Below are 12784 nucleotides of genomic sequence, written 5' to 3' on the forward strand. Positions count from 1 at the left end.
GAAAGTTGTTTCGGTTGGTTAGCCGTTGTCGCTGAGAATCCTTCTCGGCATCCACGATCTGCTCGGCCACCCCTCCCAACGAACCCTAGGGAGGGAGCAGGTTGCCGTTCCCTTCTCTGGTCAGACGCTGGTTTGCGAGACACCGCGCGAGTACAATCGCGGACACGTTGGCGTGACCGACGTCTCCCTATCGTGGCCAGTCCCGGTCGTTGGCACACGAGGATGCTTGTCGCAGTCGAGACGACCGCTTGCCCAATGGAAAAACGATATGAATATTCGCTCAGGGACCGCACCGATTGCTGGTCTGACGCTCGTCTGCTGCTTTAGCTTGATGTGCTTTGCAACGGTCAATGGGCAATCACCCCAGCCGAAACTGAACGCACTGATTGTTGATGGCCAAAACAACCATCAGGTTTGGCCGAAGTCGACGATCATGATTCGCCAGTACCTGGAAGACACTGGCCTCTTCCACGTCGATGTCGTCCGAACGCAATTCACTTGGAACGGGCAGCGGGAGAAGCAATTCCTGCCGCTGGCGGGTGCCGGCCCGACGCAGAACCTGCCAAAACCGAAACGCGATCCAGAGTTCTCGCCGCCCTTTGATCAATACGATGTCATTATTTCTAATTTCGGCAATAACGCTGCCGATTGGCCCGAAGCGACCCAGCGGGCGTTGGAGACCTACATGCGAGACGGTGGCGGTTTTGTTTCGGTACACGCAGCGGACAACTCGTTTGGGCAGTGGGCCGAGTACAACAAAATGATCGGTCTCGGCGGCTGGGGAGGCCGCAACCAGGACTCCGGCGAATACGTCTACTACACCAACGAAGGTGATCTCAAGCGGGATGATTCGCCGGGCGGGGTTGGATCACACGGCCCGCAAAACAACATTCTCATCACCGTTCGCGATTCGGACCATCCCATCACCGCCGGACTGCCTCAGCAGTGGCTGACGGCCAAAGATGAATGCTATGCGAAACTTCGCGGGCCGGCTGAGAACATGACCATCCTGGCAACCGGCAAAGACCAATCGGGAAGAGCTCCGACGGATCGTCATGAACCAACCCTCATGGCGATCGATTACGGCAAGGGACGTGTCTTTCACACCACGCTCGGTCATGACTCGTATTCGTGCGAAGGCGTCGGGTTCATCGTCACGCTGACTCGCGGCTGCCAATGGGCGGCAACCGGCACCGTCAGTCTCCCCGTGCCCGAGGACTTCCCGACCGCGGAATCACCCTCGAGCCGCCCCTTCGAGCTGAAAGAGAAGCAGCCGAAGTAGGTGCTCCCAACAAACTTAACAGCCGATTGAACAACCGACGAGTTTCAACGTGGCGTGAACTTCCAGCTTTCGATTTTTGCCGAACGCTAGCTAGAAGCTTACGCCACTTGTTCTTCTTCGGGAACGTTTCTGATCACTGTTTGCTCAGGAACTGGGCGGAAACCGGACCGACCGCGAATGCTCGCGGGTCGTCAACAATGGCACCGTTGTTGAGAACCGCATCGGAGCTGTCCGAGCTCGGGGAAGCTTGTATCCGCTCGAATGTGTGCGAGCCAAATTGCTTCTCCAGGTCGAACAAATAGGTGTCCAGACTCGGGTTCACCAGCACCACACCGTGCTCGAACTCACGGACGTAAACGGCGGGTGTATTGCGAATGACCAAGTTCTTCAAAAACAATTCACCTCCACCTTCGACTTCAAAGCGGATCGTGACGTTCTTTTTCCCGTCCCTGCCGCCAGCGTTTCTGACATAGAATTCACTCTTGAAATAGTCCCGTGGTCCGACCAGCGAGAATATATCGAGCGCTGCCTTGCCGACGCGAGGGTCTCGGCGGTGCCCATCGAGGTCGAACGAAATTGCCCGCGGCACTTCGGTCCCCTCAAAGCCCGCGAGCGCTGAACTGGACTTGGCATCGAACGCGAGAAACAGATCGCCGGGGGGAAGATCGAGTGTTAACTCAAAACGCAGCGACGATACACCAGCCGTCTCATCGGGTTGCGTCGAGAGATCTGTTCTCGGCCCAATCTTGATTCCGCCGCGATCGTGGTTGGACACCACCGCCCCAGCGCCAGCGGTCCACGCATGGACGTCGGCCTCGGTCACCCGATCGGGCATCTGATAGACAACGTCGTTACTCGATTCGGCTAGGTTCCTCATCGGACCAATTGGTTTGCCCAGCCAATAGTGCTCCTCTTCGACACCTTTGACGTCTTCATCGATGCCGATCGTGCAGCCGATCCCCAGGCAAGCTGCCATGGCATGTGCGAATCGCCGCAGTCGCTTGCCATGCTTGGCATCGTCTGGATTCACCAACTTAGCGGCGATATAGCTGAACTGGATCTTCGCCGTATTGAATGTGTTCCAATAGCGGTGCGTATTGACAGTTCGCGAAATCCCACGCCATCCGTCATTGTGTTGAACGAGGCCTTCGGATTCGATACCACTGAGAATACCGATCGCACGCTGGTTCTCTTCGTGATGGCCGTCGGCGGTGATTACGAAATCATCACCGAAACGCTCGCGAATCGATTTCGCAAACTCGTAAGCTCCACGAGCCCATCTCGGTTCGCCATCGACAATGCCGCCATCGGCGACTCCGTCCACATTCGTGTCAGCCTTCTGATTCAAGTCCCAGTAGACAACGTCGAAGGCAATCCCATCGATTGCTTCCAACGAACCTCCCTGGCTAAACCAATTCTGGAACAGGTCCAGGTAAACATCCGCGGCCGTCTTGCCCTCGGGACTCTGCGGACAGTCCAGAGAAAAGTTGATCATCATGCGATCGCGATACTGCTGGATCTGGGCGATGTAGCACCCATTCTTCTCATATCCACGGGGCTGGGTGCCGTGGGCTCCGCGTTTGAGCGTGATCGTATTTTTACGCTCGTCGATCGCGGTGAGGTACGCGAACTCATGATGCTCCCAGTCGATGACGCCATGGCGATCTCGCTCGACCAGGATCACGATCGAATCTTCGTCGCTGGGCTCGCGCGAACCGAACGGTTTTTGAAGAAAGAATCGCTTTGTCGACGGAAGTTCGATTACCGTTTGCCGGGGAACGATGTTGGATTGGCATTGGACGCCGGCGTATTGCAAGTAATGCCCCGCGAAGAACTGATCCTCGTGAAAGTCGAATAACTTGGCGCGCCCATTGAAATGCAGCAAAAAGAGTTCGTCGGGATGTTCGCTAGCGTAGCGTTTCAAGTAATCGCTCAACCGGGCCTCGTCCATCCGCTGCGGGTGGTCGAGTTCTTCTCGAACAAACTTGCGGATGATACCGACGTTCCCAACAATATCGTCGTGCCACTGTTCGTAGTCGCCGCCCGCTGCCTTTCGGTTCTCGCCGCGAAAGATGAAACCGGCTTTGGGGAATGTTTCTCCCAGCACGGGTTTCGCGAGCGGATTACGAACCGAGACGTCCTGCGTCACACCCGCCGTTGCAAAGCCAAGCACCGAAAACGGGATTAGAAACAGCTGAGCAAACAATTTCCCCGGGAGGGTCATGAGACGGTTGTTCATGTCGTTGATCATCTATTGAACTCGCGGTTGTGTCGAGCTAGCGAAAAAAGCTCGTAAGAGAAAAAGGTGGCTCATCCGACGGAAGCGTGCGCCCGAGGTTTTCAAGGCATGGCTCCCGTATCCAAGGATTGATTTGAGGGATGTGATTATCAATGTTAGACTGGCACTGCCGGGAGAAACGGAGCCGAGCTCTGCAGAGGTGCTGGCTTGGCAAGGGATATCTCGGTCGCCAGCGTTTCCCTGCAAAAGCGGTACGCCAATGGTGTTGTCGGTCCCTGGCGAGCGTTTGTTCGTCAGGGACGCATTTTTGAACGATCATTGGATACGAGAGCCATGCCTCAAAAAACCTCCCGCTGTGCTCTGCGCACGCTTCCGTCGGATGAACCGGTTATATTGGCTGTGTCGGGTTGTTGCCTTATTCGAAGTGATCGCTAACTTGAGTACCAAAATGTTGATTTGTCGCGTAATCTGCCTCGTGATGTTGCTCGGCAACGTCGCTCCCGCCACTGAACTGACCCCCAGGCAGCATGTTAGCCAACCGAACATTGTCTTTGTCCTGACCGACGATCACCGCTGGGACAGCTGCGGCGCCATGGGCAACCCGCAGATCCAAACGCCAAACCTCGATCGGATCGCCGATCGCGGCACTCGGTTTTGCAATGCCTTTGTCACACTGGCGATCTGCTCGCCCAGTCGAGCGGCCTGTTTAACCGGGCGATACGGCAGCGCCAATGGCGTAACCGCTTATGGTAACGTTCCGCTCAACGACGGAGAAACAACGTTCGCGCAGGCACTCCGGACGGTAGGCTACGCGACCGGAGTCACCGGCAAATGGCATTTAAAAACGAGCCCGGCGGACTGCGGATTCGATTTTGCGTCTACGTGCTGGGGCAACGGCACGTGGTACGACCGCAAGTTCACCATCGACGGCCAGCAGAAAGAGATGCCGGGATTCGTTGACGATGTCGCTGCAGACGAATCGATTCGCTTCATCGATCAATCCCTCCAGGCTGGGAAACCGTTTGTCCTGTGGATGTGTACCCAGGTTCCCCACATGGACAGCAAGCACACTTGGCCTGCGAAGCAGGAGTATCTTGCGAATTACAAGACCGAGGAGATGCCGTTGCCGGAAACCTGGGATGACGATCTCGCGGGAAAACCGGAGTACCTCAAGACATCTCGCAATCGCTCACAGGCGGTCAAGTACGGCTACAAGGATCCCGACGCGATTCGTGAACATGCCCGCGACTACTACGCCAGCGTTGAGCAAATGGATGCCGCGGTGGGTCGCGTTCTCGACAGGTTGGATCGCCAAGGGTTGCGCGAGAACACGTGGGTCATTTTCATGGGAGACAACGGTTGGTTCTTAGGCGAGCACGGACTCACGAGCAAGGTGTTGCCCTACGAAGAATCGATGCGAGTTCCGATGGCGATCGCCGGCCCCAAGACATCGGCCTTGGTCTCAGACGAACTTGTGCTGAACATCGATCTGACGGCGACGATCTACGAACTGGCCGGATTGTCTGCTCCCGCCTCGCTGCACGGACGCAGTCTGATCTCGATCGTCACCGGCCGGCATGTGGACGACTGGCGGACTAGCTTTCTCTACGAAGCTCCAACCCCACAACTGGGCAGCCAACCGCTGTGGGCTGTCCGCGATGCACGCTGGAAGTATGTCGAGACAAACACGGACGCAGAATCAGGCAAGGTGTTCCCTGAGCTGTACGACCTCCAGTCGGACGCGGTTGAGAAACGCAACCTTGCCGATCACCCAAATCATCGAAAGCAGCTCAGCCATCTGCAGGAGACGTTGGTTCGACACCGAAATGCGATCACCGCAGGCAGTTCAGATGGGGACGTCGCCAAGTCTCCCCAGCAAGCTTCCGCGGCTGATAGCGAAGAGCCGACTCCAGCCGATCCACCCCAACCCGTGCGCACTGACATTCACATCAGTGGGGTCTACCCACACCTGACGACCTACGGCGTCTATAGCCAGAACGGTGCGCACAACAAGACCGGGCACAACGAATGTGGTATCGGAGCGGTTGTCCCGTGGGCTGGCAAATTGTGGATGGTGAACTACGCCCCACACATGCCGCGTGGCAGCGAACACAAGCTGTTTTCCATTGCTCCTGACTTGTCACAACCGATGACGGTTCACCCCGAAAGTGTGGGGGGAACGCCGGCCGGACGGATGATTCATGCTGAATCCAATCAACTCCTGATCGCTCACCACTTGATCGACGACAAGGGCAACGTGCGAACGATCTCTCCCAACGACATGCCCATCCGCGTGACCGCGATCGCCAGGCACCTGACCGATCCGGCGAACATGGTCTACTACATCGATATGGAAGGGTCTATCTGGGAAGCCAATGTCCACACTCTCGCGGTGAAGCGGTTGTTCAAGAAGCCTGTTCCCGGGTGGCATAGCAAAGGCGGCTACACCTCTCAGGGACGACTCGTTGTTTCCAATAACGGAGAACTCCATGTCGGCAACTACGACGACGTGCTCGTTGGCGGCGAAGCGAAGACGCCCGAAGAGCGGGGTGTGCTGGCAGAGTTCGACGGCAAAGACTGGAAGATCATCGAGCGGCGACAGTACACCGAGGTCACCGGCCCCCAGGGAATCACCGGCGGCAGTGATGGAAACGATCCGATCTGGACGATGGGCTGGGACCGCCGCAGCGTTCGTTTGAAGGTTCTCGATGATGGAAAATGGCACACCTACCTGCTACCCAAAGCCGCCTATTGCAATGATGCCCAGCACGGATGGTACACCGAATGGCCTCGCATTCGAGAGATCACCGATGGTCGCTGGATGATGGACATGCATGGGATGTTTTTTGACTTCCCCAAAACTTTCACCAGCACCAACTCGGCAGGAATCAAGCCGATTGGCAGCCACCTGCGATATGTACCGGACTTCTGCGATTGGAACGGCAAACTCGTACTGGCAACGGACGAGACCAGCATCCAGGGCAATCCACTCGCTGGGCAACCCCAGAGCAATCTGTGGTTCGGCGAATATGATGACCTGAAGACATGGGGGCCGGCCAGTGGATACGGCGGGCCCTGGATCGAGGACGCCGTGGCAGCAAACACGCCGTCCGATCCGTTTCTCGTTGCCGGTTTCGATCGCCGCATTCTGCACCTCGCCACTGGACGGCGGACACCGATTGCGGACGTTGCGTTCCGGACGACTGGCGAGATGGAAATCACCGAACTGCCCAAACGGCTTGTCGGTCTACCGCGGGTAACAATTGATCGCGGCAACTGGCGTGAACCTACAAAAGGCTTTCAGTTCACCATCGATCGTCCAGCAACCGTCTACCTCGCCGTTGACGGCCGAGGCGACTCGGCACTCTCAGCCGCATGGGAGCCGACCGACCTCTCGTTGAAGTGGGGCAACAAAGTACGCGATCGAGTTTTCTCGCAAAAGTTTCCTGCGGGAACGATCACAGTGCCGGGCAACGATATCGAGCACAGCGACGGTGCCTACGGCCTGCCTCATATCGCGTTCGTGAAGTTTCAAGACGACGCCACCGCAGCAGTCTCACCGCTTCGATCGGCGAGCCTCGTCAATCCAGAGGCGACCACGACGGACGAAGGCGACGATGCCGGGCCGATTCAGTTCACGCTTCAAGTCGATCGGAAGGGCAATGGTTCCTGGACCGATCTGGAAACCATCGAGGTGCCGAGTAACGGATACGTTGGCAAGATCCTTCCCAAGGATCTAGATGCTGTCTGGTTGCGATTGAAAACCAACCGTGATTGCGTCGCCACCGCTTTCCTGCATCAGACCACCGCTGAATACCGCGACGGTAGTACCGACGAGTCCACCGAACTGTTCGCGGGGCTGGCCGACGTGGGGGATTCGAATGCTCTCGGAGCTGTCGTCTACCCTGCCCAACGCAACCGGAACCTGCGAGTCATCACCAGCGACAAGCGATTCTTCGACTTCACCAAAGCTGGCTTCGAGTTTGTACCAACTCAGCGGGATCCAGCACTCGCTGACAAGCTGCACACCGAACCCGAGTTCAGTGTCGACGACGCGTCGGTGATCCTGAAGGATCGAGGACAAACCTTCCGGTTGCCCAAAGGGGACGCCGCCTACGACAAACCATTCGCCTCCGGATGGCCAAGAGCATCCCGGGAAGTCGAATCCGAACGTCATCTCGCAAACATTCATGGCACGTTCTATGAGATCCCACTGGTTACCAACGGCGCGCCGCCCGCCTGGAATCTGATGCGACCTGTCTCGAGCCACTCGAAACAGATCACCGATTTCTGCTCATGGAATGGCTTACTCGTCCTGTGTGGTGTGCGGCCCGATGGGAAAAAGGACGAGCATATTTTCCGTGATGCCGATCACCAGGCCGGACTCTGGTTCGGCGGCGTCGACGATCTCTGGAAACTCGGCAAGCCCGTGGGTCGCGGCGGCCCCTGGTTTCAATCCGAAGTCGCAAGCGGCGCCCCCTCAGACCCGTACCTGATCAAAGGCTACGACCAGAAAAGCGTCGTGATGTCACACGACGCCACCGAGGCGGCCACGATCACGCTCGAAGTCGATCTGGACGGCAATGGGCTTTGGGTGAACTACCAATCCTTCCGTGTCCCCGAAGGCGAATCGATTCAACACGAGTTCCCCGACGGTTTCTCAGCCTGTTGGGTACGAGCGGTCAGCGATGCCGATACGATCGCGACGGTCCAATTTGAGTATCGATAAGGAAAGTGCGATCAAATAGGTACTGAGCAGCCAACATCGGATCGCACGTGGCCACTGCCGCAGCAGCCCTGGATCATGCGAATGACCTGGTCGGATCTCCTCTTCGCCCATTGGCCGGTCGAACCGGACAAGATCGCATCGCTGCTTCCCGCAGGGGTGACCTTGGACACACGAGGCGGCAAAGCCTGGGTGGGCATCGTCCCCTTCACGATGTCGAATGTTAGACCGCGTCTCCTTCCTCCGATCCGCGGCCTGAGTCGCTTTCTCGAACTGAATGTCCGCACCTACGTAAGCGTTCACGGCAAACCAGGCGTATGGTTTTTTTCGCTCGATGCAGCCAGCCCAATCGCAGTTCGAGCGGCGCGAGCGACATTCAACCTGCCCTACATGGACGCGAAGATGGCGATCACGCTGGGCGAGGACGATACGGTCGAGTACAGCAGCCACCGCACTCATCGCGGTGAACCAGCCGCCCGGCTTGACGCCAGCTACGTGGCAACAGGCGAGTTTGCGCAAGCCCAGCCCGATTCGCTCGAGCACTGGCTTACCGCTCGCTACTGCCTCTACAGCGTCAATCGACGAGGAATGATTGGTCGCGGCGAAATCGACCATCCACCCTGGGTACTCGCTCCGGCCAGCTATACCGAACGCACCAACACGATGTGCCGACCACTGGGCCTCACACTACCAGACGCACCTCATCTATTGGTCGCCAAACCCGTCGACGTGCAAGCATGGCCCGTGCGGAAATGTCGCGACTGATTCGCGAATGCCAATCGCAAGATGCTCCACACCGCTACCGATCAGGGCACTGGAAATCCCGTTCCGCGCGGTGGTCTCAGTAAGGGGGGGAATAAGTGTCGTGCTAGACGAACCAACGAGCTGCTCAACATCCAGAAGTATCCCGTCAGGGATGATAGAAAATAGCCGGTGGTTTGAGCGCAAGCGAACACCACCGGATCCGACTGACTAAAAACTTGCGACCTCCAGCAGCAAAATCGACTGATTGGCTACCGTGACTTGAGAAAGACCGCTGCGCAGCGACTGAGCGAGCAGCAGACATCGCAAAACAACCTGGAGCGTGACTGGTTTGCGTTGCAGTCAGACTGACGAGAGACCCAGCGGATTCTCTCGAGCACAGAACCAGCCTTGACCGCGACAACACGCTTCACCGGCAAGACTCTCGGGCGCACCCGCCGCTCGCTTGAAGATGCGTACAAACTTTCACACCACGTCGCACCAACCGTGCGTGTCCAAACCAATCCGCTGCAGGATCGGTTGCAGATGCTCGGGAATGCTCTCGAACTTATCGCTGCGCAGCTGACGGCCCGTCCAATCGAGCAGTTCCAAGTACCGTGTCATCGACACCGACAGGAAGCCCTTGCTGCTGGCTCGACGCCCAGACAATTCCAGTGCGGGACCGACTTCATCGGACTGTTCGTCAATCTCGATGGGGCTCATCCAGCCGCTACGCCGTCGGCGACGACTCCGCTCCCAGTCGTGGGTACTCGGCCCTCTGCGATCCTTTCGCTCGCTAAGCAACGCACGATCAATTTCTGTCGTAGTGGACGGTTGCGTAGAGCGAGATGAATGTGGTTATGCATGACCGAAGATGTCAAGCAGTCGATAGCGAAGACCGAAGCCAAGAACTCCAGCCGATCGCGAATCCAACCACGACGGTGCTCGTAAGAATTACCCGTCAGCGGATCGCCACCGAAGAGTCCCACCCGCCGGACACATCTCTGCGTGCGGTGCACTACCTGAACTTGAGAAGGATCCAGAACTTCACCACGAGCTTGACGAGGCATCGCACCGACTCCGATAACGCGAAGATATTCGCGCCGCAAAACTATCACGACAGCTTCCATCTGCACGCATCTGAGCGGAAGAGTCAAGGAAAATTGGCTCATCCGGCGGAAGCGTGCGCCCGAGGTTTTCAAGGATCGCGGTAGGGACGGCTGTTGCCAGCCGCCCCCCGCACAGATCCGTACTCGAGCTTCTACTCATACGGCTCCTGCCTTGAGTCGGGCGTGGAATCGAACACTGGGGAATGGGTGGACCGTTTTGGGCAGAGGGAGGTAACGTGCGATGATCCGCGTGAAGCGAGACCATCCCATACGGTGACGCTGACTCCGGCGACGAAGTTGGGCAAGCCAAAGCTTCTTCACTTCATCGAGGAACTGCGCTAGCCGTTCCAGGTTGCCGGGGATGGCATGATAATTCAACCACCCCTGACACACCCGACGCAGCCATTTACCAATTGCATCAATCGGCCAGTGACGACGCTGGATTAACTTCACCTTGATCGCCGCTATCGTCGCCCGCAGACGCTTCGCGATCGTTGCCCTGCGGAGTGCGAACCAGCCATTGCTAGTCACATCGCAGCGATGCGTGAAACCGAGAAAGTCAAACGTTTCCGGTCGACCTTCTCCACGTGACTTTCGATTGCGGGCCGCATAGCGACCAAATTCAATCAGGCGAGTTTTATCTTTGTGAAGCTTCAAACCAAACTTCTCGAAGCGTACTCGGAGTTCCTCCAAGCACCGCTCCGCGTCGTTCTTGCGCTCAAAGCCGATCACAAAGTCATCCGCATACCGAACCACGACGACTTCCCCGGTGGATCGGTTTTGACGCCACCAATTAATCCACAAATCAAAGACATAGTGCAGAAACACGTTGGCAAGCAGCGGCGAAATCACCGCTCCCTGGGGCGTTCCTACAGTCGTCTCCGACCATTCTCCGTCGTCACTGACACCAGCACGAAGCCACTTGCCAATGGGACGAAGAATCCGCTTGTCCGCCACGCGGTGCTCCAAGAACTGCACCAACAACTCATGGTCGATGTTATCGAAGAAACCTTCCACATCGGCGTCCAACACCCAGTTCACCTTGCGATCGGCGACGCCAACACTCAACGCATCAAGCGCCGTATGCTGGCTTCGACCGGGCCGGAACCCATAACTGAACCCGACGAAATCCTGCTCATAGATGCACTGTAACACCCACACGACCGCCTTTTGGGACAAGCTTGTCCTCCAGCGACGCGATGCCGATCGGTCGCAGGCGACCATCGGCTTTGGCGATGTAGATTCTCTTGGAAGGCTTCGCCCGGTAGGCTCCACGGTGAATGCGACCGTGAAGATCAGGAATATGATCTTCCAGGCCTTGTTCGTAGTCGTGCCATGTCACTTCGTCGATTCCCACCGCCGCGGTTTTCTTCAGCTCGAAGAAAGCCTCGTACAGCAGTGCCTCGTTGACGTGATGCAGCAACGACGTGAATTTCAGCTCGGGCTGCGCCTTCGCTGTCATACGCACACCGGCCAATCCGAGTGACCTTCGCTTGTTCCGCTTCGGTGGGCGGTCGAGGTCGGATGGCGCGGCGTTCCTCTTGGCTGAGTCCCTTTCCTCGACAGATTCCGCAGCGGGTTCAGTTCCCGCGTTGTTCACCTGCGTCGACGGTACTACGGACCCATCAGTCTTCCCATCAGCGTTCATAACGGCCTTACCCTTGCGGTTCGCCGTTCGTCCTCACGACGACCAGAGTCGTCCGAGGTGCCGATGGGATCTCCCGGTTCTCGCGTTTGGAATTTTCCACGCATGCACAGGTTCAACGACTCCGCCAGGTCCGAACGACGCCTCGCCGATATCGACGTGTTCAATGTTGCCTTCCCCTTGCCATGACAAGGTCGGCACCTGAGATCTCTGATTTCGGAGCTCATTAGCTGGCCTACGCTTCCCCCTGCACGGACGCTCAGCACGACGTTGTTACCTTCATCGCACCTCCGCCGGAGGCCGAAGTAGTTGGCTAAACCTTCTTCGTAAGAAACTTTCATTCTCTATTCCAACCCGGTTTTATCCCGGCACTCCATGGCTCCAGTATCCAAGGAATTATTTGGGGGATGTGATTATCAATGTTAGACTGGCACTGCCGGGAGAAACGGAGCCGAGCTCTGCAGAGGTGCTGGCTTGGCAAGGGATATCTCGGTCGACGGTACGCCAATGGTGTTGTCGGTCCCTGGCGAGCCTTTGTTCGTCAGGGACGCATTTTTGAACGATCATTGGATACTAGCATTCTACCGCAGCTCCATTTCCGGGTAGAGGCGTTTTAGTTCAGCAGTTCCCGGCGGCACCCCGCTATTGGGTGCGTACACGGCATGGGAACTGCGATGGTAGGTTTTTAGAGGGGGTGATCGGTGCCGCTGCTGCGATTGTCGGCATCGAGCGTGTCAATTTCACTAAATTGGAACCAGCGGAAAGGAAAAACACTGACTTTCGCGACTCTCGAAGCGCACCGGTAGCGTCGCATTCCCCCGGGATTGCGTTTCCGACGCCCCAATGTTCGACTCGCTGAGCGGGTGACTCTATGGCGGTAAGAATTGATTCCGACACCGGTCACTCAAGATGGCATCGAGTATCTCGCAGTAGCTGCGAAAGATGAACGAATCAACGGCACTGCGAAGGCGAGACCAAAGACTGCGGCGCGAACCAAGTTTCGCAAGCACGGCTTGAAATAACGGACAGCACGCTTGCTGAA

Annotated in this window: 8 protein-coding genes; 3 read left to right on the plus strand and 5 right to left on the minus strand. The window is 57.2% G+C overall.

Going from position 1 to position 12784, the window contains the following annotated elements; all coding sequences use genetic code 11:
• The first annotated feature begins 268 nt into the window (after positions 1 to 268).
• Positions 269 to 1282, plus strand: a complete 1014-nt coding sequence (locus CA85_RS03505) for a ThuA domain-containing protein (protein WP_222435388.1) — start codon at positions 269 to 271, stop codon at positions 1280 to 1282.
• Positions 1283 to 1415: 133 nt separating this feature from the next.
• Here CA85_RS03505 and CA85_RS03510 read toward each other — a convergent pair whose 3' ends face one another.
• On the minus strand, positions 1416 to 3521 hold the full coding sequence (locus tag CA85_RS03510) for an enolase-like domain-containing protein (RefSeq protein ID WP_146389852.1): 2106 nt from the start codon (positions 3519 to 3521) through the stop codon (positions 1416 to 1418).
• Between the two features lie 448 nt (positions 3522 to 3969).
• On the opposite strand from CA85_RS03510, the gene CA85_RS03515 reads away from it, so the two are divergent.
• Together CA85_RS03515 and CA85_RS03520 are read left to right on the plus strand one after the other, a co-directional pair.
• The gene (locus CA85_RS03515) at positions 3970 to 8250 is read left to right on the plus strand and encodes a sulfatase-like hydrolase/transferase (protein ID WP_146389853.1); all 4281 of its coding nucleotides are present in this window, start codon (positions 3970 to 3972) and stop codon (positions 8248 to 8250) included.
• An 81-nt stretch (positions 8251 to 8331) separates the two neighbouring features.
• Positions 8332 to 9012, plus strand: coding sequence for a YqjF family protein (locus CA85_RS03520; protein ID WP_146389854.1), 681 nt, complete (start codon positions 8332 to 8334; stop codon positions 9010 to 9012).
• A gap of 462 nt (positions 9013 to 9474) precedes the next feature.
• Here CA85_RS03520 and CA85_RS25570 read toward each other — a convergent pair whose 3' ends face one another.
• From CA85_RS25570 to CA85_RS26000, 4 genes are all read right to left on the minus strand, one after another.
• On the minus strand, positions 9475 to 9711 hold the full coding sequence (locus CA85_RS25570) for a hypothetical protein (protein WP_246112457.1): 237 nt from the start codon (positions 9709 to 9711) through the stop codon (positions 9475 to 9477).
• A complete protein-coding gene (locus CA85_RS25575; RefSeq protein ID WP_246112458.1) occupies positions 9708 to 10058 on the minus strand; it encodes a hypothetical protein in 351 nt (116 codons plus the stop codon). Before CA85_RS25575 ends, CA85_RS25570 begins: the two co-directional genes overlap by 4 nt.
• 195 nt (positions 10059 to 10253) lie before the next feature.
• On the minus strand, positions 10254 to 11276 hold the full coding sequence (locus CA85_RS03530; protein ID WP_315852691.1) for a reverse transcriptase domain-containing protein: 1023 nt from the start codon (positions 11274 to 11276) through the stop codon (positions 10254 to 10256).
• Positions 11233 to 11574 (minus strand): hypothetical protein, encoded by a 342-nt coding sequence (locus CA85_RS26000; protein ID WP_315852692.1) that lies wholly within the window; start codon positions 11572 to 11574, stop codon positions 11233 to 11235. Before CA85_RS26000 ends, CA85_RS03530 begins: the two co-directional genes overlap by 44 nt.
• Positions 11575 to 12784: the final 1210 nt, after the last annotated feature.

This window comes from Allorhodopirellula solitaria (genome assembly GCF_007859855.1).
Taxonomy (GTDB): domain Bacteria; phylum Planctomycetota; class Planctomycetia; order Pirellulales; family Pirellulaceae; genus Rhodopirellula; species Rhodopirellula solitaria.

Bases quoted from the DNA above. Each gene is read 5' to 3' on its own strand.
- CA85_RS03505 (WP_222435388.1), top strand. From the start codon at position 269: ATGAATATTCGCTCAGGGACCGCACCGATTGCTGGTCTGACGCTCGTC.
- CA85_RS03510 (WP_146389852.1), bottom strand. From the start codon at position 3,521: ATGAACAACCGTCTCATGACCCTCCCGGGGAAATTGTTTGCTCAGCTG.
- CA85_RS03515 (WP_146389853.1), top strand. From the start codon at position 3,970: ATGTTGATTTGTCGCGTAATCTGCCTCGTGATGTTGCTCGGCAACGTC.
- CA85_RS03520 (WP_146389854.1), top strand. From the start codon at position 8,332: ATGACCTGGTCGGATCTCCTCTTCGCCCATTGGCCGGTCGAACCGGAC.
- CA85_RS25570 (WP_246112457.1), bottom strand. From the start codon at position 9,711: ATGAGCCCCATCGAGATTGACGAACAGTCCGATGAAGTCGGTCCCGCA.
- CA85_RS25575 (WP_246112458.1), bottom strand. From the start codon at position 10,058: ATGCCTCGTCAAGCTCGTGGTGAAGTTCTGGATCCTTCTCAAGTTCAG.